The sequence below is a fragment of the Snodgrassella sp. B3837 genome (genome assembly GCF_026535955.1).
GTDB classification, from domain to species: Bacteria; Pseudomonadota; Gammaproteobacteria; order Burkholderiales; family Neisseriaceae; genus Snodgrassella; species Snodgrassella alvi_E.
The window spans coordinates 138938-160541 of record NZ_JAFNPI010000006.1 but is presented as its reverse complement, the minus strand read 5'-3'; the positions used below and the strand labels follow the sequence as shown (position 1 = coordinate 160541).

Below are 21604 nucleotides of genomic sequence, written 5' to 3'. Positions count from 1 at the left end.
ATTTTAAATTACCCACAATCGGAACAAATGGTATGAAACTGATAAAGTATTTTTTGATATTAATTGTGACATGTCTGGCACTCGTTGCATGCCAGCAAGAACAGAGCAGTACTAAACAGATTGTTATCGGCACATCGCCCGGACCCTATAGCCAGTTGTTTCTTGATGCCATCAAGCCAATACTGGAAAAACAGGGTTATCAAATTAAGCAAATTGATTTTTCAGATTTGATGCAGGCAGACATTGCCTTGCAGCAAGGTAGTGTCGACATCAATGTTGATCAACATACTGCCTATATGGATGCGTTTAACCAAAATAAAAAGGCTAATTTGGTAGCATTAACTCATATACCCACCGTACCTACAGCAATCTATTCCAAACGCCATACCAATCTACAAGCAATAAAAAATGGGAGTGCAATTGCTGTACCTAATGATCCGGCAAATGCTGCACGAGCATACCGATTGTTAGCCAAAGCAGGATGGATTACTCTAAGCCCCTTATCTAATCCAGGTATGATTTCCAAAAATGATATTAAATCAAATCCCTATAAGCTGAATATTACTGAACTGGATCCGGGAAATATTCCTCGCACTTTGTCTGATTTCGATTATTCAGTTATTCCTGGAAGCAGAGCCTATGCAGCTAAAATTAATCCTGATCTGGCATTGCTTCAGGAAGACATTGTCCCTTCATTTGAGCTGGTAGTTGCTGTAAGGTCAGATAATGTGCAAAAACCATGGGCTCAAGCAGTAAAGGCTGCATATAATTCAAATGATTTCAAGCAATATATGCAAACTCATAACACCAAGCACTACTGGTATATTCCTGGAGAAAAAAACTGAAACAGGAATCCATAAAAAAACTGCCTTAAATTAAGGCAGTTTTTTTATTTTTGTATCAGGCTGCAAAGCGTTTTTCAACTTCGCTCCAGTTAACAATTTCCCAAAAATTGCTTAAGTAATTAGGACGGCTGTTACGATAATCAATGTAATAAGCATGTTCCCATACATCACATGTCAGCAAAGGTTTATTATCAGTTGTCAATGGAGTGGCCGCATTGCTGGTTGATACCAGATCCAATTCACCTGCCGGTGTTTTTACCAGCCAAGCCCAGCCAGAACCGAATGTTCCGGCAGCTACTTTATCAAACGCTTCTTTAAATGCATCAAAACTGCCCCATTTAGCATTGATGGCCTGTGCCAAGGCTCCATTTTCAGTTAGTGCCACGCCTTTGGGTGCAAAACCAAACCAGTAAAATGTGTGATTCCATGATTGTGCAGCATTATTGAATAAACCGCCTGAAGATTTCTTAACAATTTCTTCAAGTGGCATATTTTCAAACTCAGTACCCTTAATCTGATTATTCATATTAGTGATATAAGTCTGATGATGCTTACCGTAGTGATATTCCATGGTTTCTTTGGAAATATGAGGTGCTAATGCATCTAAAGCATAAGGCAAAACTGGTAATTTATGTTCCATGGTTGCGATTCCTTCTGATAGAGTGGTTAGTTTGTGTTTTACAGTGCGTCTATCGTTCAGGCAAATGATATCTATTTGCAAATATATAGAACGTTTAACTCACCTTAAACCTTTATATGGTTCGTTAATATTGTAATACACTGCTCTCATCTGCGGCAAATAAGCATGGTCTTAATGGTAAAATTGAAAAAAAAGTTATTAAAGTAAGAATATATGGAAGAAAACAATATAAACAACGAAGAAATCAGTCAGCTGGCCGTTCCACCACATTCAATGGAGGCTGAACAGTCTGTTCTGGGTGGTTTAATGTTGGAAAACAGTGCTTGGGACCGAATCGCGGATGTAATCGATGAAAATGATTTTTATCGTCATGAACATCGGCTTATATTTAAGGGTATAAAAACACTGGTTGAGCTTTCCCGTCCTGCAGATGTCATTACCGTGCAGGAAGAGCTGCAACGAAGAGAAGAGCTTGATGCAGCTGGCGGCCTTGAGTACCTAATTACATTAGCTCAGAATACACCTTCTGCAGCTAATATTCGCCGATATGGCGAGATAGTTCGAGAGCGTTCTATTATGCGTCAGCTGGCACAGGTAGGGACACAGATAGCACGTTCAGCCTATAGTCCGCAGGGTAAAGATGCTGCACAGATGCTCGATGAAGCCGAAAATAGTGTATTTCAGATAGCAGAATCTACCGCACGGTCGAAGCAGGGTTTTTTAACCATGCCAGTGTTATTGAAAGAAGTTGTTACAAGGATTGATTATTTATATTCACGGGACAATAAAAACGATGTAACTGGAGTGTCAACTGGATTTATTGATCTGGATAAAATGACTTCTGGCCTACAGCCAGGGGATTTGATTATTGTAGCCGGACGCCCGTCTATGGGTAAAACGGCCTTTTCTTTGAATATTGCAGAACATGTAGCTATAGCAGAAAAATTGCCGGTTGCGGTTTTTTCAATGGAAATGGGTGGAGCACAGCTGGTTCTGCGTATGCTTGGTTCAGTAGGGCGAGTAGACCAAAGTGTACTTAAAACCGGACAGTTGCAGGATGAACACTGGGGTAAACTTAACGATGCAGTAGTTAAACTTACTGATGCTCCTATGTTTATTGATGAAACCCCAGGTTTGACTGCATTAGAAGTACGTGCACGTGCGCGACGTCTTGCCAGACAGCAAGGGGGTAAATTGGGTCTCATCGTGCTTGACTACTTACAATTAATGTCCGGCTCTGGACGCTCAGATAACCGAGCTTCAGAATTAGGAGAAATTTCACGTTCTCTTAAGTCCTTAGCTAAAGAGCTGCAGGTGCCCATCATCGCATTGTCACAATTATCGCGTACAGTTGAGCAGAGAACAGATAAACGACCCATGATGTCAGATTTAAGGGAATCAGGTGCAATTGAGCAGGATGCTGATTTGATTATGTTTATGTATCGTGACGAATACTACCATCCAGACAGCCAATTTAAGGGATTGGCAGAATGTATTATCGGTAAACACCGTAATGGTCCAACAGGGAAAGTGCATCTGACATTCCAAGGTCAGTTTACTAAATTTGACAATGCGGCCATGCCTGAAGGTTATTTTGATGAATAATTCAGTTTTCAAGCCAGAAAAATAGTCATAAACCAGTGAAATGTTGTAAAATTATACGAAAATAATTCCATATTAACTTAATTTGGGCACTTTTAGGGTTGAATTATGGTTTCATCCAAACCAAGTAATGCTGGTTTTACCTTGATAGAACTGTTAATCGTTATAGCAATTACAGCCATACTTGCGGCTGTAGCCTTACCAGCTATGAATCATTTGGTTGCTTCCCATCGAGCTTATAACCGTGCTGATCAATTACTTGCAATGTTTCAGTTTGCCAGAGCTGAGGCTATACGTACTAATACTCCAGTTTTAATCTGCCCCACATTAATTAGAAAAAATACTTCTACTTCTAATACTTGTGTAAATTTTGGCGATTATGAAAATGGTACAAAATGGCAAGGTTTTATTGCGTTCAGTGATAATGATTTAGATGGTGCATATAATGCCTCTAAAGATACATCAGTACGCACAGTAGCTTTAAATCAGAATTATGATGATAATATAAATAAAATCAAAGTTAAAATGCATTGGGGTGTGTGTAAAAATGGCAAGGCTGATTGTAAAGACGAAATTGCAGAATCCAAAATGCTAGCTTTCATGCCAAATGGTCAGTTTGGATTAGGTAATGGCAAAAATTCATCTAATTGGGATATAGGGCAATCCAGTGTAGCTTTAGAAGTTACTGATGCTAAATATGAAGACATTAAAAGACGAATCATAATAACACCAAGCGGTAAGCCGATTGCCTGTTATGGAAAATCTGGGAATGATTCGGTTTCAAATACTCAGATTTGTACTTCTCAATTATTTAACTAAAATGATTAATATGAAAATATTTGGATAAGTTTATGAATCAATGCCATTCAGTTGTATATTCATTACATAAATTAAAGAAACAAAATGGTTCTACAATTGTAGAAGCAATTGTGGCTATGTTTGTATTGTCATTTGGTGTATTGGCATTGATGCTGGCTCAGATTACAGCGGTGCATACTTCAATTAATGCTGCAAACCAAGGAGAAGTAACAAGAGCAGTGCAAAATTATATCGAACTTATGAATTCAGAAGCCAGAATTTCCCTTAAAGAAAAATTAGATGAAAATAAAAATAAAATATTATATATAGCTAAAGATTATTCAAATTTTGATGATGCCAACTGTAATAATCGTTTAAATATTCATTTAACTAATGCACAAATAACTTCCTGTACTATTCGAAATGGTAAAATAGATGTTTCTTGGAGTGGTCAGGCACTGGACAAAAACGATAAGAATAATAATGTTAATAATAATAGCTTTTCGTATACTCTGACTGCAGGCCAATAATGAAAAAAACATTAAATAAAAATATTAGGATTGTACTGATGAGAAAATCCCATATAGAGCCTCAACCAAAGAATTTTCTAGTCAGACAGCAAGGGTTCAGCTTGGTTGAACTCATGGTGGCAACGGCAATCAGTATTATTGTGTTACTAGCAGCAAGCTCAACCTTTCTAGCAACTTATAAATTAAAAGAGCAGGTTAAGACACGGATAAATTATGAACAAGATGTTCGTAATGCTTCGAATGTTATACGAAGTGATATGCGTCAGCTAGCTAATTTTAGCTGTATGAATCCCCCTGATATTAATGAATTAAATGACATTTTTACTGGAGCATTCACCAACTCTAATAATAAACAGTATTTATCTACTACATTCACTAAAGATATTGGTGTCACACCTGTAGCAGGAAGCAAACCTTTAGTACTTACGTTTATAAATGATAAATTAGCCAATAATATTCTTGCTAGCCAATGCAATACTGACATTAAAAAACTGGGTGAGCATGAAAAACTTGGTGAAGCTGTAAGTGGGGTTGTTTATTTGGTAGGGACGACAGTTTTTGATTCTAAGCCCGGTTTTTATCGTATAAATTACATTAATCAAATGTGGAGTGCTCCAGAGTTGATCGTGAGTAATGTCGTAAAAGCCAAATATGATTTTTATTATGATGCACATAAAGATTCAGAATGTCCACTTATTCACGGAGCTTCGGAGGCTTCAGCTGCTTCAAGTGCATCTGAAGCAGGACAAAAGAAGCCGTTAGAACCAAATATTAGCCATAAACAAGATTTAGATTTGGATTTTTTGCACCCTCCGGTAATGATTAAAACTACACTTAGTGTAAATCCAAATTTGACAAGCACAAGTACAAATAATACTGAAATAGATTATGAAATCAATGCAAGTGTTAGACAGGGTGAAGTTTGTACAAGTGGTAAATAATTTACAGATAAACTATTCTGGAATATGACATCTGACATGAAAATCGATTATAGATCCTTACAAACCAGACAGTCTGGATTTGCATTATTTCTAGTTCTGATAATGATGATTGTTATTGCATTTCTGGTTGTAGCTACGATGCAAAGCACATCAATGGATACTCGAACCAGTGCTAATGATAGTGATCATCAGCTTGCTCTTCAAAATGCTCAGATTGGTTTGAAAGCAGCAGAAGATAGAATTAGCAAATGGCCAGGTTTGAAAACACAACAAATATTTTCATGTGATTGTAAAGATGGATTATGTGCAGCTAATGGGATTGATGCAGCCGCAGTATTAAGTGTTTTAGCTGCTGTTGAAAAGAATTGTGGTGAATTGCCTGATGTTTGGAAACGAACAAATGTTTTTTCAAATATAGATGGCAAAGACAATAAAGACCCATCAACTAAAGTTCAACCAGATAATACCACTCCTTCCTCACCACAAAATCAAGACGTAAAATCTAGATATGTCATTGAATATCTGGGACCCGATAAAAATGCAGGTGTTGGTATATATTTATTTAGAATTACGGCCAAAGGTTGGGGAAAAAATGATAGTACTACTAGCATTGTTGAGGAAACCATTCAGGCATCTCTATATGATTTTTGATAAGATATAAACTTTATACTTGGTGCAGATGCATGAGAAAATATAATAATGGTTTTACTTTAATAGAACTTATTATCGCAGTAGCTGTTATGGGAATACTGGTAGCTCTTGCTTTACCAGCCTATGATAACTATATAGAAAAAGCAGATTTAGCAGATGCTACTTCTACATTGATTATGATCAATCAGGATGTTGCCCAGCAAAAACTGAGTTTGTTTAATAGTAATATACAAAAGTCAAATATAGACGAAGCAATTAAAAATCATGTTGGTAAAAATACTAACGTGGATAGGAAATATACAATAGCCGGAGTTTGTGATAGTACCGATAATTGCAGTGATTTTCATCTATATGCTGAACCAAAAGGGGGAATAAATTTAAAAAAATCCATTTGGATGAGCAGTGATTCAAGTACTTATATTTGTGATAATAAAGACGTCAGTAATATAAGTGATCCCTCTGGAAACCCTGAATGTAAAAAACAATAATTAAAAGCGAACGCTAAAATTTTTTAATACTAATATATTAATGGATAAGAATAAATATCTTAGTTATATTCTTACTATTGATATTTAAACAAATCGATATTTATAATTTCAGCGCAAACAGTTATTTATCCAGTTAAGACGTTGTTGCCGATTTAAAACCTGTAAAAATTCATGTTGAACTTTTAATTCATCTACGTCTTGCTGCATCCGCGGCATATAATGGTTTAAAACATACCGTTTGGCGTCAGCTTCATCAAATTTAGGTTGCATCAGAATCTGATTTAATTGTTCATTTTTACGTTTGTTGTTTGCAGTACGTTGTAAGTTGGTATCCTGATTTCGTTTATACTGCATTCTAATAAATCTGAGTCTGGCTTTTTGCATTTGTGTTAGTTCTAGCTTGCGGACATCACAATTGACTTGTCCAGAAGCAAAAGTAGAGCAAGTGAATGCGAATAGTGCAATGCCGGTACAATAGCGTACTATTTTTTGCCAGCAAAGTGCTACCATTGTGTTCTCCCTTTAATTTCCATCGGACAATATGAGTATACTTCATTAGCAGTCAAGCACATATAATGGCCGTAAACTTGCGTAAAGAATATTATATACTTGGAGTCTTTTATTTATGAATAACTTAAAAAAGCCTGATTTTTTTATTGCACCCAGTATATTGTCTGCAAACTTCGCTTTTCTGGGAAATGAAATAAAAGCCGTTATTGACGCAGGTGCAGACTGGATACATTTTGATGTAATGGATAATCATTATGTGCCGAATCTGACATTTGGACCCATGGTTTGTCAGGCTATCAAACCCTATGCTTCTGTTCCTATAGATGTGCATTTGATGGTAGAGCCAGTAGACGATATGATTAATGCATTTGCTAGCGCTGGGGCAGATATTATTACTTTTCATCCTGAAGCGAGTAAGCATGTAGACAGAAGTTTATCTCTGATTAAAGCAGCAGGTTGTAAGGCTGGGTTGGTTTTAAATCCTGCTACTCCATTATATGTTTTAGAGCAAGTAATGGACAAATTGGATGTAATATTACTGATGTCTGTGAATCCGGGATTTGGTGGTCAGAGTTTTATTCCTTCGACTTTAGAAAAAATTCGACAAGTTCGCTCCATAATTGATACATATGCCAATAATAATGGACGCTATATACGTCTTGAAGTGGATGGGGGGGTTAAGATAGATAATATTGCTGAAATAGCAAAAGCAGGGGCTGATACTTTTGTTGCTGGTTCTGCTATATTTGGGTTTGAGGATTATGGCAAACAAATATCGGCAATGCGTGAACAATTAGCTAAAGAAGGACAAATATAATTAAATCGCATAAAATTAATATGTTAATAATTTATGTTTATATTGCCATATGATTGTTAATTTTATATATTAACATTTAATTTTATATATTCAGTAGGTTATGAAAAAGCAGTCCTTTTATAGCAGACTGCTTTTACTCTCAATTTGCAATTGAAATATTTCTACAAAATGCTTGTTTAATGAGCTTCTTCCCAGTTATGTCCGCTGCCAACATCAGCAATTAATGGAACGCTTAATTTGGCAACAGCTGACATTAATTCTGGTAATTGATGCATTACATCGGAAAGTTCTGATTCTGTTACTTGTAACACCAATTCGTCATGTACCTGCATAATGAGTTTTGATTGCATATTTTGTTGTTCCAGCCAATCTTGCACTGCAATCATAGCTCGCTTGATTAAATCAGAAGCAGTTCCTTGCATTGGCGCATTGATGGCTGCTCTCAAAGCTCCAGCACGTTCTGTACCATTGCTGCTTTTTAAACCAGGTAAGTAGAGGCGCCGACCAAATAAAGTTTCTACAAAACCGTGTTGGAATGCCTGTTCTTTAGTTTTTTCCATATATTCATGCACACCTGGATAACGACTAAAGTAGCGTGATATGAAATGTTGAGCTGCTTGCAATTCGATTCCTAATGATTTCGCCAAACCATATTCGCTCATACCATAAATCAGTCCGAAATTAATCGTTTTAGCATACCGACGTTGTTCAGCTGTTATTTCATTTTGCGAAGTAGAAAAAATTTCTGCTGCTGTGCGTTTATGGATATCTTCATCATTTTGGAAGGCATCAATCAGGGTGGCATCTTTTGAAAGATGTGCCATGATACGTAGTTCTATCTGAGAGTAGTCGGCAGAAACGATTAGCTGGTCGGGTGGGGCGATGAAACTTTTGCGGATTCGGCGGCCTTCTTCTGTACGGACAGGTATATTTTGCAGATTTGGGTTGTTACTAGCCAGTCGACCTGTGATGGCTACGGCTTGCGCGTAGGTAGTATGTACACGCCCAGTGTCTGAATTAATCAGCTGAGGTAGTTTGTCGGTGTATGTGGATTTCAGTTTTGCCAGCGTTCGTGTCTGTAGAATGAGCTTGGGAAGGGGATAATCCGTTGCCAGTTTCTCAAGCACAGCTTCATTAGTTGAAATTGCACCAGATGATGTTTTTTTAAGTCCCGTAGTTGGGATACCCATTTTATCAAATAGAATGGCCTGCAGTTGTTTGGGGGAATTCAAATTAAATGGTTGGCCTGCCAGCTGATATGCCTGTTCTTCAAGTTTGATTAGCTGATTGCCTAGCTCGTGGCTCTGTTGTGTTAATTCTTGTCGATCAATTAATACTCCAGTACGTTCCATGAGAAATAATATGCGCTCAATTGGTATTTCTAGATGATGGTAAAGCTCTAGCTGAGCTGAATTCATTTGCTGCCGGAGTAAAATTTCTAAACGCAATGACACATCTGCATCTTCTGCAGCATAATTCACAGCATCATCCAGAGGCACATCGGAGAAACAAATTTGCTTGGCGCCTTTACCACATAAATCTTCATATTTAATAGTCTGCCAGTTTAGATGCCGGAGCGCTAGCTCGTCCAGACTATGGCCAAGGTGGCTTTCGACAATATAAGAAGCAAGCATAGAGTCGCCAATAATACCATTTAGGCCGATGTTATAATTGGCTAATACGTGTTGGTCATATTTAATATTTTGACCGATTTTGCCAAGCTTATTTGATTCTAGATAAGGCTTCAAACAGGTTAATACCGTTTCTAAAGGTAGCTGTTCATTAACAGCAGTAGGGGTGTGACCTACAGGAATATAAAAGGCTTTACCTGGTTCTAATGCGATGCTGATACCCACTAGATTAGCTTTCATGGCGTCTAGATTATCGGTCTCAGTATCCAGAGCGATGGTCTGGGCGTTTTCTAACTGTGTTTTTAATTCTGTTAATTGTTCATTTGTTGTAATTGCTGAATATTGTTTAGGAATGTTCCTTAGATAATCCGTTTCAGTGCTAATTGCATTATTGTCTGTACCAGAGTTTTTAATGATTTCTGATTCGGCAAACAAATCTTCTGTTGGCTCTTTAGAATCACTTAAGTGATGTTCATCAAGATGCGTTTGCGCTTCTTTTAACCAATTTTTGAAGCCAAGTTCTTGAAAGTTTGGTATCAATTCTTGCCAATTTGGCTTCTGACGTTTTAAATCTTCTATTCCGCGTGGTAATACATCTTGCAGGTTTACGTCTGTTTTAATTGTGATTAACTGGTAAGAAAGAGGGAGTTTAGGTATTGCAAGGCGTAAGTTTTCACCAACTTTACCTTTAATATCGTTGGCGTGCTGGATGATATTCTGCAAGGTTTCATATTCCTTTAACCATTTTACAGCTGTTTTAGGGCCGCATTTATCGACACCTGGCACATTATCGACCTTATCTCCAATTAAACTTAGATAATCAATAATTTGTTCTGGCTTAACACCAAATTTTTCTATTACACCTGTGATATCAAGTTTTTCATTGCTCATGGTATTGACTAGAGTCACCTGATTATTTACCAGCTGAGCCATGTCTTTGTCGCCTGTGGAAATAATTACTTCGTATCCAGCCTGTTGTGCCATGCAGGATAATGTACCTATAACATCGTCTGCTTCTACACCGCTAACAGATAATACAGGCCATCCCATTAATTTGACTAGTTCTGGTAAAGACTCAGCCTGTGGCCTTAAATCTTCAGGCATAGGGGGGCGGTTAGCTTTGTATTCTGGATACATCTGATGGCGAAAATTTTCGCCCTTTGCATCAAATACGCAACAGGCATAATCATGTGCTGTATCCATGCGCAGACGTCTGAGCATATTCAGTACACCGTATAATGCTCCCGTGGGCATTCCTGTAGGACTGGTTAAAGGTGCTAAAGCATGATATGCGCGGTATAAATAAGATGAACCGTCAACCAGTAATAATTTTTTTTGCATTGTAATTCCAGAATTATCAAATTTAGCCCAGAAACTTTCAAAATCATTCAGTTCTTATAGCCTGTCTATGTCAGTATATTGCAGAGCATATCTGTATTTTACGATAAAAAATATGGTTCGTAATTTAAACTATTGGCTTACTGGGTAAAGTATGTTTGCGTAGTTATGGATTCGCAAATATGTAAGTGCTACATGCGATAAATAATAATATTTTATATTGATTTATAATTTGCATATTTCGCATAATATATATTATGTTAAATTATACTATTCATTCTGATCTTGTCTATCTTTTGCTTTTCAATCTTTAGTCACCTTTTCATTCAAATTTGAAATTACTTTTCTGGCAAGTTTATCCAGCTCTTTGCTATGGTAAAGATCCAGACATTTTAGAAAATCAAATTTTATTCCTTTAACTTCCTGCTCAGCCACTGGATTAAAATAATTACGGGATAAATAAGAATCGATTAGTATAATTTCTTTATCTATACTTTTATCAATGTCGTAATCAATCCAGTCTTTTAGCGCACTTACACTGCTGCCTGTATCTTTTGCTACATCCTTGTTTCCTTTGTATGCTTTGGTGACACAAGATGCAAAAACCATATCCTTATAATTTTCTATAAAGGTACGGTTCACTGCCTCGGGAGTTGATGCTTGGCTAATCAATGGCAATAATATGCAGCAGCTGGATATTATTTGCAATTTAAATTTTTTCATTTCAGTCCCAAAAATTGGCTTGAAGTGTTACATATCCCTTTTCAGGCTCATTTTCACTAAAATAACAGTAATCATAACAATAGTTGCTGCGAAATTTTGAATTTATAAAAATTTCGCAGCTTATCTTTCACTATATTTTTTTATGCTTTGATTACTGATGCTGCCAGCGCTCTTGCGATTCGCGTATGACTGATTTAGCTTCGTCGATGTCACCCCAATGCGTTACCTGTGTGGTACCTGCCTTTTTCAAATCTTTATAATGGTTGAAATGAAATTCAATCTGTTTGATTAATTGTGCTGGCAAGTCTGCTAATGTTTGAACATTGTTGCCATTATTACGGTCATCAGCCGGAACTACAACAATTTTGTCATCAACTTCTCCATCATCTACGAATTTCATAACACCAATAATTCTTGCTTCCAGATAAATTCCCGTACTCAAAGGCTGATCAGTGATAATTAAGGCATCCAACTCATCACCATCTTCATCGAGAGTTTGCGGAATAAAGCCATAATTGGTGGGTTTAGCGAATATCACGGGTTCAACCCGATCAAGTTTCATAGCACCAAGTTTGCGGTCCCACTCTATTTTATGATTTGAACCTGCTGGAATTTCTACAACTACGTTGATAATACCGCCGTCTACATTACCGGCATCGAGAATTTTATTGAAATCTGCCATGATATAAATGTCCTGCAATAGTTTTGAGTGGCGGTATTGTAAACAATGGATTTTTGTTTGCCCATATTTTATTGGATAAAATGTTAGTTTTCATTGATATTTTGTTTTATTTCAGATTAAAGTAAGAAAGCCAGTATTTCTCAAATCTGACTTTCTGTATCATTACTAAATCTTGTAACCATTTAATTCTTTGATTTTATTTTCAGATTTATTGATAATACAATTATCAAAATTTATCTGAGTTTCAATGAGGTTTTTAGCTGTCGGTCTGGAAATGCAATATTTATTGATTTCATCTGACCACTGTTCATATGTCTGATTGAGGTTCTGCTGAATATCGTTAGGTATGGTTGACCAAGTAATATTTACTCTTTTAAGTGCATCGGATGCTTTTGCATCCATTTGAGCTGCTTTTTCTTGTTTTATATCTGTCAGATTTGATGCCTGCTCATCCAGCAACTCTTTAGCACGATTATTCAGCATGACGGATTCACAATATTGGTTGGCAACCTGTTGAGCCAGTATTGTATGATAGCCGGTTAGCGAGCACGAAGTGGTTAATGCTATGTTATCCCAGTCTTTTTGTTCTTGTTGTATAGTCGCTTTAAAATCCGGATCAAGATTTGACCATATATTGCGTAGATTAGCTAATGCTTTTGCACGATCCTGCTGGAATTTATTCAAAAGCTGATTTAATTCTTCCGGCGTCTTGGTATTCAGATTTAGGCCAGTACTATCGGAGTCGTCTTCCAGATTTTTATCCGCAGTATTACTCGTTTGCTGCGCATTTACGGTAATGCTTTCACTTGCTGCGCTTGCAGATAAGGTACCGGAACCATAGTTGGGTTGCAGGTCTTTTTTGTTACCAGCAAAAATGAAATACATGGCCACTATAATAATAAGTCCGATAATGATGATTAAAATTATCTTTACGCTATTACTGTGTGCTGGTTCGTTTTGTTTTTGATATGGTTCTTCTATAAATATCGGAACAGTTTCCTGATTCTCATCTTCTTCGGAAGTCGAAGTTTTGGCTTTAGATGATAAAAGTATGGCTTTCTGAGCTTCATACTCTTCTTTGGTTATCGCACCTTTTTCAAATAGTTTAAATAATGCTTCTAGTTCTTCTGTAAGAGAAGATTTATCCATACCCTACCCCTGTAAAAAAATTATGTGATTGTTGATAACATAAAGTAAAGATATATTTGTTGCAAGCTTTTATGCTCGTTTTCAGCAAATAAATTTAGTTTACAGGTTATTGTTATATTGGATGAAAATATACAATTTTCATTTTAGTAATATTTGGGTAATAAATGATATTAGCTAATATATTGTACAAGTGTTTTAGGGATAACTTATTCTAAAAATTAATAATTGCTTAGAATTAATAATCAAAAAGTATTTGTATTCTAATATAAAAATGACAATGTTATTATGTTGATATGTCAAAAATTGTCAAAACCGAAATTTAATGGATGTATATGTACGATTGTAGCGCAAGATAAAATATTAAATTAATTATTATAATGATGGTGGGTCGTCAGGGGATCGAACCCTGGACAAATGGATTAAGAGTCCACTGCTCTACCAACTGAGCTAACGACCCAACAGGGAGATAATTATACTCGTCTTTACATTAAAGGACAATATATACAATGGATCAGTTATATTGTCCTTTAAATTTTGATAGAAATATTCAAATTCAATGATCTATAGAGTATCTGCTTGTGCTTTTAATATGCTTTGCCCCCCTAGATAAGGTTGTAAAGCGACAGGAATGTTGATGCTACCATCTTCATTCTGATGATTTTCTAGCACAGCTACTAATGTGCGGCCGACAGCTAAACCGGAACCGTTTAATGTATGCACTAGCTGGTTTTTACCCTCGCTATCTTTAAAGCGCGCTTGCATACGTCGTGCCTGAAAATCTTCACAGTTTGAACAACTGGAAATCTCGCGATAGGTATTCTGTGCAGGTACCCACACTTCTAGATCGTATGTTTTGGCTGCACTGAAGCCCATGTCTCCTGTACATAATATGATTACTCGATAGGGTAATTCCAAAAGCTGAAGTATTTTTTCTGCATGACCAACCATTTCTTCAAGTGCAGCATAAGAATTTTCAGGATGCTGAATCTGTACCATTTCTACTTTATCAAACTGGTGCTGTCGTATCAGTCCGCGTGTGTCTTTACCGTATGATCCGGCTTCGGAGCGGAAGCACGGTGAATGTGCGGTTAATTTCTTCGGTAATTCTTCCTTACTCAGAATGCGTTCACGTACGGTATTGGTAAGGGTGATTTCTGCGGTAGAAATCAGATATTGTTCCTGATTGTTTTCTTCTCCGCCGCAAGTAACTTTATACATGTCTTCAGCAAATTTAGGGAGCTGTCCTGTACCTACGAGTATTTCGGGATTAACGATATAAGGGGTGTAATGCTCAACATATCCATGCTTCTGTGTATGAGTATCAAGCATAAATTGTGCTAATGCTCTGTGTAGTCGTGCTATCGGACCACGCATTAATGCAAAACGGGCACCAGACAGTTCTGAAGCTGTTTTAAAGTCTAAGCCTAGTGGTTCGCCGAGATCGACATGGTCTTTAATCTGAAAATCAAATTGCCGTGGTGTACCAACACGTCTGATTTCTACGTTTTCGGTTTCGTTTTTTCCTATTGGTACATCGTCATGAGGAAGGTTGGGTATGGTTAGGATTAAATTATCTATCTGGCTTTGTATATTTTGATAATTCTGATCAGTCTGTTCGAGCTCTGTTTTAATTTTGCCTACTTCGGCCATCACTTCGTTGGCTTCATCATGTTTACCCTGGCTTTTCAAGGCGCCAATCTGTTTGGACAGGCTATTGCGTTTAGCTTGCAGTTCTTCAGTACGAATCTGCAATTGTTTGCGTTGCTGTTCTAGTTGGGTGAATGCTGCAATATCCAGCTGGAAACCACGGGTTTGTAATTTTCGGGCAACTGTGTCGATGTCTTGTCGGAGTATTTGAATGTCTAACATGATATTAATGTGTTGTTGACGGTTTGTAGCGTTTATTGTAAACGATTAATTGCAGTGATGCAGGGTGAACATCTGCAAGCTTACTGCATGTTAAGTTTTCTGTATGGCAGCTAATTGTTGTGTTTTCTGAATAAATTCTGTCTGTTTGGTTTTGGCTTTGCCAGAATCAATGGCAGTAATTGCTAAATCCACTGCTTCTTCCAATGAAGTAGTGATATCGGATGCATAAATGGCGGCAGCCGCATTCAAAACGACGATATCACGACAAGGCCCTTTTTCTCCGTTTAGTACAGCGTTCATGATATGCAGTGATTCTTCGCTGTTGGCTACTTTAAGGGGTTTCAGGTCTTCGATAACCGGCATGTCGAATTGTGCTGGATGAATATCATATTCCATGATAGTACCGTTTTTCAATTCGGCTACGCGGGTTGTACCAGTGAGCGTAATTTCATCTAGGCCATCGCTGCCATGAACCACAAGCACATGTTTGCTGCCTAGCTGTTTCAGTACACGTGATAATATACCCACTAAATCTATGTGGAATACACCTAAAACCTGATTTGATGCTTCTGCCGGATTGGTTAATGGTCCTAAGATGTTAAATACGGTACGTACGCCAAGCGCTCGGCGTACCGGAGCAACATAACGCATGCTGTTGTGATGATTGGGAGCATACATAAATCCGACACCTAGCTGATCAATACATTCGCCTACATGTTCGGGCGTTAGTTCGAGAGCCGCGCCCATGGCTTCGATAATATCGGCAGAACCACTTGAAGAGGATACTGAACGCCCACCATGCTTGGCAACTTTGGCACCTGCTGCGGCTACGACGAACATACTGGTAGTTGAAATATTGAAAGTATGAGCATTGTCGCCTCCGGTACCTACGATATCTACCAAATGATCCCGTTGTTGTACGGGTACTTTAGTGGAAAATTCACGCATGACTGTTGCTGCGGCGGCAATTTCAGATACGCTTTCTACTTTGATACGTAAACCAATTAGTATGGCAGCTATGATTTCTGGCGCCACTTCCCCATTCATAATCTGGCGCATTAAGTCGGTCATTTCATCGTAAAATAATTCGTTATTGTCCAGTAGACGGTTTAGAGCCTGTTGCGGCGTAATCATATTTATTCTTTCTAGAGTAGATTTCGTTTTGCAGATGTGATTATGGTTATGGGTGTTGCTCTAAAAAATTTTGTAACATCTGATAGCCATATTCTGTGAGTAAGCCTTCAGGATGAAACTGTACCCCTTCTATTCTAAGGGAGCGGTGTCTGATACCCATAATTTCGTTATCATCTGTCCATGCGGTGATTTCAAGACTGTCTGGTAAAGTTTCTTTTTCTATAACCAGACTATGATAACGGGTGCAATTTACTGGATTAGGCAGGCCAGTGAACAATGAATTGTTGTGATGATAAACAGGCGAAATTTTACCATGCATTACTTTTTTTGCACGGACTATATTGCCTCCATAAGCAAAGCCAATGGCCTGATGTCCAAGACAAATACCCAGAATAGGGATTTTGCCGCCGAAATGCTGGATAGTGGCTACTGATATTCCTGCCTCTTTCGGTGTACAGGGACCTGGGCCGATGACAATTTTATTTGGAGCTAAGGATTCTATATCTTTCAGAGTTATTTCATCATTGTTTTTAACGGTTATTGTTTCACCTAGCTGACCAAGGTATTGCACGATGTTGTAGGTGAAACTATCGTAATTGTCGATAAATAGCAGCATTAGCTTTACCTTGTATTTTTGGGTGTTAATTGAGATTAGATAATTTTAGTTAAGGTCTTAAAGCAAGCTTTCCAATGGTAACCATGATAGTATTTTTACCCAAGCTCGTTTCCACACACTGGTATCTGGGTCATGATGATAAACCTTGATTTGATTTTTGTCGTTATTTTTCAACCATTCTAGTTTTCCCTCAGGTGAGAGTTTTACTTGATAAGTCACGTCAGGTAAGGCCTCATTGATGGCCTGATTCATATATTGTGCCATTTCGGGTGATTGAATAACAACACCCATTTCGGTGTTGAGTCTGGCGGAACGTGGGTCGAAGTTCAGGGAACCAATATAAAGCTGTTGTCCGTCTATAGTAAATGTTTTGGCATGAAGACTGGATTCAGAATTACCTGTAAATGCCCTGTCACGGTGACCTTTGATAAAACCCTGATTTTTCAGTTCGTATATTTCAACACCCTCTTTTAATAAAGGAATACGGTAGCGGGAATAGCCCGAATGGACTACTGGTACATCTGTTGCAGCCAGTGAGTTGGTAAGAATTCTGATTTTTACCCCTTCTTCTCTGAGTTTTTGCAGATATTCTAGACCCGTTTGAGTTGGTACAAAATAAGGAGTTATAACCAGTAAATCTTTTTGTGGTTCAACAACTGATGCGGCAAGTGCATTCAGAGTTAAACTGACTTTTTCATATTTTATGATATGTTGATAATTGGTATCTTTTGTATCTGGAGCAATTACAATACCTGTCTCGATATTTTGCTTAGCTGTTTCCTGTTTACTTTTAGGCAATGCTTTTTCTGGATTGTCACTTACTAAAATTAAATGTGCCCACTGGTAGTCAAGTGAGCCATCTAGTAAGCGATTGACGAAATTGTCACGATTATAGGCATTGTCGTAACTATCTGCACGCAAACGGTTGAAACTACGCCGCTTAAATACTGTCATACTAGGTTGAAGTTTGTTGCGTCTGTGAACTATGCTGCTAAAATCATATGCAGATGCACTGTTCCAATAGCGATCGAAATTATTAGATACCTGATTGACGATAGGACCTATGGCGAGAATATCCAAGTCAACAAACAACGTACCTTTTCCCATATCGAAATACTCATCACCGATATTACGCCCACCAAGAATGGTAGCCTGATTATCTGCAGTGATGGATTTGTTGTGCATGCGTCGGTTTAATCGCGCAAAGTCGGTAATGTAACTTAACGCGCGCCAGTGCCTATGGATAAAGGGGTTAAATAACCGGATTTCGATATTAGGTTCCTGATTGAGAGCCGTGAGAACTTTATCCAGTCCTACTGTGTTATTGTCGTCCAATAGTAGACGGACATGTACGCCTCGCTGAGCAGCTAAGACAAGTTCGTGGAATAATAGCTGCCCAGATGTGTCATTGCGCCATATGTAATACTGAACATCCAAACTTTTCTCAGCTGCACGTATCAAGGCAACACGTGCTGCAAAGGCTTCATGGCCATCATCAAGTGGGTATATACCCGAAAATCCCGGATGCTGGCTAACAAGAGAAGCATTTGCATAAGCTAATGAAGATGGGATATCGGCTGCAACATGGGTTTCTGTTGTTCTTCCCTGAAGTGACGGTAATGTCTGACAGGCAGTTAATATAAAAAGTGTGCACAGTTTGAAACAGATAGTACAGATTTGATTAAATATCTTACTATTCATGTGCATACCATATGTTGATTATGCTGCTAAATTTTTTAAACTGCATGGAGCCAATAGCAATTTATAAACCTAAATCTTGCCATATGGAATCGATTTTGGCTATGGTTGTTGCATCTTTGCGTATCACTTTGCCCCACTCACGGTTAGTTTCTCCTTGCCATTTATTGGTGGCATCCAATCCCATCTTACCTCCTAGGCCACTGATGGGGCTGGCAAAATCGAGATAATCTATTGGTGTATAATCGATTAGTGTTGTGTCCCGTACGGGATCCATGCGAGTGGTAATAGCCCAAATGACTTCTTTCCAGTCACGTATGTTGATATCATCATCCACAACAATTATATATTTGGTATACATAAATTGCCGCAAATAGCTCCAACATCCCATCATGACCCTTTTGGCATGTCCAGCATATTGTTTTTTCATGCTGACAATAGCCATACGATAAGAGCATCCTTCGGGAGGAAGATAAAAATCAATTATTTCAGGAAACTGCTTTTGTAATAGAGGAATAAATACTTCATTCAAGGCAACGCCTAGAACAGCAGGCTCATCTGGCGGTTTGCCAGTGTAGGTGCTGTGGTAGATAGCATTTTCACGCATAGTGATGCGTTCTACAGTGAAAACTGGAAAATAGTCCTGTTCATTGTAATAACCCGTATGATCTCCATATGGGCCTTCGAGCGCTATTTCATCTGGCTGTATCACGCCTTCAAGCACAATTTCTGCTCTGGCTGGTACATGTAAATCGTTACCAATGCATTTTACTAGTTCGGTACGTGAACCTCTTAATAATCCGGCAAACTGATATTCGCTCAAGCTGTCTGGTACGGGAGTAACTGCTCCCAGTATTGTGGCCGGATCACAGCCAAGTACAACTGATACAGGATAAGGCTTATGAGGATATTTTTGTTTAAATGCCTGAAAATCAAGTGCTCCACCACGGTGTGCTAGCCAGCGCATAATGAGTTTGTTTTTTCCTAGTAATTGCTGTCGGTAAATACCAAGATTCTGACGTTTCTTGTCCGGTCCGCGGGTGACGGTTAATCCCCATGTTATGAGTGGCGCTGCATCTTCTGGCCAGCATTTCTGAATAGGAAGCTGCGTTAAATCGACGGCATCTCCTTCAAGAATGATTTCCTGACAGAGTGCTTTTTTTGTGATAAGTGGCGCCATACTCCATAAATCTTTGAGTAAAGGAAGTTTGGCAAAGGCGTCTTTAATACCTTTGGGCGGTTCAGGCTCTTTCAAATAAGCTAGAGTTTTGCCTATCTCTCTTAATTGAGCAGTACTTTCTGCGCCCATACCCATGGCCACTCGCTCTGCTGTGCCAAACAAATTGGCTAAAACCGGAAAATTATATGGTTTTCCTGACTGACTGACTGTTTTTTCAAACAGCAAAGCCGGCCCTTGTTTGTGTAATACCCGATCTGCTATTTCGGTTATTTCCAGATATGGTGATACAGGGATCTGAACCCGTTTTAATAGCTGCTGCTGCTCGAGCATGGCAATGAATTCTCGTAAATCACGGTATTTCATTACTTTAACTTTCAAAATTCATTTACTGTGTAATCGTTGTTGTACGCTACTGTATTCGCCTTCAAGTAGTAAAGGCATAGCTGTCAGTGACTTTTGAATTGCTTCATTGATTAAGTTTTGTTCCTGGGCTTGTGGTTTATGCAATACATAGCTGACAACAAGGTTACGGTCACCGGGATGGCCGATGCCAAGGCGTAAGCGATAAAAATCTGGGCTGCCAAGCCACACCTGAATATCTTTTAAGCCGTTGTGACCACCATTGCTACCACCTTGTTTGAATCTTATCTGTCCGCAAGGTATGTCAAGCTCATCATGAACTACTAAAATTTCTGCAGGTGTAATTTTATAAAATTTTGCCAGCGCCAGAACAGAAGTGCCAGATTTATTCATGTATGTAAATGGCTTTAATAGCCAGATTTCTCTATTAGCCTGATTAACTCGTGCGATTTGTCCAAAAAATTTTTTTTCTTCTCTGAAACTGGTTTTCCATAATCTGGCCAGTTCATCGACAAAATCAAAACCGATGTTGTGACGTGTATGTTCATACTCTGTGCCCGGATTGCCCAGACCTACTATGAGCCGTATTTGGGACATAGATTTTCCTTAGAATGTTTTGCAAGTAAGATAATTAAATACAAGAAAAAACGGATTACTTTTTTTGTTGTGCTTTACGACGTCTATTTTCTTTTGGGTCGATAAGTAATGGCTGGTAAACTTCTATGCGATCCCAGTTGCACAGGATGTAATCATCTTTAATTTTTTTGCCAAATACACCTATAGGGGCTGTACGAAAATCAATTTGTGGAAATTGTTGTGGCAGATCTGATTCTAATAATGCCTGACGTGCTGTGGTTCCCGCTGCGACTTTACCTTGCCATAGATGCTGACATTCAGATGTTGCGTACACGGCTTCAACCATAATATCAGTCATCATAGCGTCTGTCGGCTTCCTGAATAAATGCATCTACTAGTGTAGTAGCTATATGGTTGAAAACAGGTCCAATTAGTGCTGAAAGTACGGCACTAGAAAATTCATATTCCAAGCGAAAATCAATTTTACAGCCTAAATTATCGATAGGGGTAAACTGCCAGAAACCTTCTAGCCGGCGAAACGGGCCGTTAAGCAAACTCATTTGTATTTTGTGAGGTCTGTGATTGATATTCCGAGTAGCAAAGGATTGGCGTATTTTCATGTAATCCATATGCAACACTGCTTCAAGTGAATGTTCATCTCTTTTTAAAATTTCTGTTCGATTACACCATGGCAAAAACTGAGGATAATCTTCAACGTTATTGACTAGATCAAATATGTGCTCGGCACTATGGAGTACTAAAACGCTTTTTTCAACTGTTTTCATTTTTTGTCACATTTATTGCGATATGGAAGAGAATTAGTTTG

Annotated in this window: 22 protein-coding genes and 1 tRNA gene; 8 read left to right on the top strand and 15 right to left on the bottom strand. The window is 38.2% G+C overall.

From position 1 onward, the window contains the following. Positions 1-32 precede the first annotated feature (32 nt). Complete coding sequence (locus J3U67_RS01720) at positions 33-845, top strand: MetQ/NlpA family ABC transporter substrate-binding protein (protein WP_267390283.1); 813 nt, start codon at positions 33-35, stop codon at positions 843-845. Between the two features lie 55 nt (positions 846-900). On the opposite strand, the gene J3U67_RS01715 is transcribed toward J3U67_RS01720, so the two are convergent. Next, a complete protein-coding gene (locus J3U67_RS01715; protein WP_100140172.1) occupies positions 901-1485 on the bottom strand; it encodes a superoxide dismutase in 585 nt (194 codons plus the stop codon). A 213-nt stretch (positions 1486-1698) separates the two neighbouring features. On the opposite strand from J3U67_RS01715, the gene dnaB reads away from it, so the two are divergent. From dnaB to J3U67_RS09160, 6 genes are all read left to right on the top strand, one after another. Continuing rightward, positions 1699-3090 carry a replicative DNA helicase gene (dnaB, locus tag J3U67_RS01710; RefSeq protein WP_100140173.1) on the top strand — a complete coding sequence of 464 codons (1392 nt, stop codon included), beginning with the start codon at positions 1699-1701 and terminating at the stop codon, positions 3088-3090. Positions 3091-3195: 105 nt separating this feature from the next. Continuing rightward, on the top strand, positions 3196-3906 hold the full coding sequence (locus J3U67_RS01705) for a GspH/FimT family pseudopilin (RefSeq protein ID WP_267390284.1): 711 nt from the start codon (positions 3196-3198) through the stop codon (positions 3904-3906). 32 nt (positions 3907-3938) lie between these two features. Next, positions 3939-4415: a type IV pilus modification PilV family protein gene (locus J3U67_RS01700; RefSeq protein ID WP_267390285.1), complete on the top strand. Its 477-nt coding sequence runs from the start codon at positions 3939-3941 to the stop codon at positions 4413-4415. After that, entirely contained in the window at positions 4415-5356 is a 942-nt protein-coding gene (locus tag J3U67_RS01695; RefSeq protein WP_267390286.1) for a PilW family protein, read from the top strand. The genes J3U67_RS01700 and J3U67_RS01695 overlap by 1 nt, the downstream gene beginning before the upstream one ends. Before the next feature lie 36 nt (positions 5357-5392). Beyond that, positions 5393-6007: a pilus assembly PilX family protein gene (locus J3U67_RS01690; RefSeq protein ID WP_267390287.1), complete on the top strand. Its 615-nt coding sequence runs from the start codon at positions 5393-5395 to the stop codon at positions 6005-6007. 32 nt (positions 6008-6039) lie between these two features. Then, a complete protein-coding gene (locus tag J3U67_RS09160) occupies positions 6040-6495 on the top strand; it encodes a type IV pilin protein (RefSeq protein WP_323811345.1) in 456 nt (151 codons plus the stop codon). 108 nt (positions 6496-6603) lie between these two features. Here J3U67_RS09160 and J3U67_RS01680 read toward each other — a convergent pair whose 3' ends face one another. Beyond that, positions 6604-7005: a Spy/CpxP family protein refolding chaperone gene (locus J3U67_RS01680; protein ID WP_100140178.1), complete on the bottom strand. Its 402-nt coding sequence runs from the start codon at positions 7003-7005 to the stop codon at positions 6604-6606. A 115-nt stretch (positions 7006-7120) separates the two neighbouring features. On the opposite strand from J3U67_RS01680, the gene rpe reads away from it, so the two are divergent. Continuing rightward, a complete protein-coding gene (gene rpe / locus J3U67_RS01675) occupies positions 7121-7822 on the top strand; it encodes a ribulose-phosphate 3-epimerase (protein ID WP_267390288.1) in 702 nt (233 codons plus the stop codon). A 176-nt stretch (positions 7823-7998) separates the two neighbouring features. Here the strand turns inward: rpe and polA are convergent, their stop codons facing one another. The 13 genes from polA to J3U67_RS01610 all read right to left on the bottom strand — a co-directional run bounded on the left by polA (position 7999) and on the right by J3U67_RS01610 (position 21563). Then, positions 7999-10794 carry a DNA polymerase I gene (gene polA, locus J3U67_RS01670; protein ID WP_267390289.1) on the bottom strand — a complete coding sequence of 932 codons (2796 nt, stop codon included), beginning with the start codon at positions 10792-10794 and terminating at the stop codon, positions 7999-8001. 300 nt (positions 10795-11094) lie between these two features. After that, positions 11095-11514, bottom strand: coding sequence for a type VI secretion system amidase immunity protein Tai4 (locus J3U67_RS01665; protein WP_267390290.1), 420 nt, complete (start codon positions 11512-11514; stop codon positions 11095-11097). A 151-nt stretch (positions 11515-11665) separates the two neighbouring features. Continuing rightward, positions 11666-12196 carry an inorganic diphosphatase gene (locus J3U67_RS01660; protein ID WP_267390291.1) on the bottom strand — a complete coding sequence of 177 codons (531 nt, stop codon included), beginning with the start codon at positions 12194-12196 and terminating at the stop codon, positions 11666-11668. Between the two features lie 165 nt (positions 12197-12361). Beyond that, positions 12362-13345 carry an SHOCT domain-containing protein gene (locus tag J3U67_RS01655; RefSeq protein ID WP_267390292.1) on the bottom strand — a complete coding sequence of 328 codons (984 nt, stop codon included), beginning with the start codon at positions 13343-13345 and terminating at the stop codon, positions 12362-12364. A 381-nt stretch (positions 13346-13726) separates the two neighbouring features. Next, positions 13727-13802: transfer RNA gene (locus J3U67_RS01650), tRNA-Lys, on the bottom strand. A 104-nt stretch (positions 13803-13906) separates the two neighbouring features. Next, on the bottom strand, positions 13907-15214 hold the full coding sequence (serS, locus tag J3U67_RS01645; protein WP_267390345.1) for a serine--tRNA ligase: 1308 nt from the start codon (positions 15212-15214) through the stop codon (positions 13907-13909). Positions 15215-15304: 90 nt separating this feature from the next. Continuing rightward, positions 15305-16348 (bottom strand): anthranilate phosphoribosyltransferase, encoded by a 1044-nt coding sequence (gene trpD / locus J3U67_RS01640; RefSeq protein ID WP_267390346.1) that lies wholly within the window; start codon positions 16346-16348, stop codon positions 15305-15307. A 46-nt stretch (positions 16349-16394) separates the two neighbouring features. Further along, a complete protein-coding gene (locus J3U67_RS01635; protein ID WP_267390348.1) occupies positions 16395-16964 on the bottom strand; it encodes an aminodeoxychorismate/anthranilate synthase component II in 570 nt (189 codons plus the stop codon). A 57-nt stretch (positions 16965-17021) separates the two neighbouring features. Further along, positions 17022-18665, bottom strand: coding sequence for a phospholipase D family protein (locus tag J3U67_RS01630; RefSeq protein ID WP_267390349.1), 1644 nt, complete (start codon positions 18663-18665; stop codon positions 17022-17024). 61 nt (positions 18666-18726) lie between these two features. Beyond that, positions 18727-20205 carry a 4-hydroxy-3-polyprenylbenzoate decarboxylase gene (ubiD, locus tag J3U67_RS01625; RefSeq protein WP_267390350.1) on the bottom strand — a complete coding sequence of 493 codons (1479 nt, stop codon included), beginning with the start codon at positions 20203-20205 and terminating at the stop codon, positions 18727-18729. A gap of 18 nt (positions 20206-20223) precedes the next feature. After that, positions 20224-20799: an aminoacyl-tRNA hydrolase gene (pth, locus tag J3U67_RS01620; protein ID WP_267390351.1), complete on the bottom strand. Its 576-nt coding sequence runs from the start codon at positions 20797-20799 to the stop codon at positions 20224-20226. A gap of 55 nt (positions 20800-20854) precedes the next feature. Next, complete coding sequence (locus J3U67_RS01615) at positions 20855-21139, bottom strand: RnfH family protein (protein ID WP_267390352.1); 285 nt, start codon at positions 21137-21139, stop codon at positions 20855-20857. Further along, positions 21129-21563, bottom strand: coding sequence for a type II toxin-antitoxin system RatA family toxin (locus tag J3U67_RS01610; protein ID WP_100140631.1), 435 nt, complete (start codon positions 21561-21563; stop codon positions 21129-21131). The genes J3U67_RS01615 and J3U67_RS01610 overlap by 11 nt, the downstream gene beginning before the upstream one ends. Positions 21564-21604 lie beyond the last annotated feature (41 nt).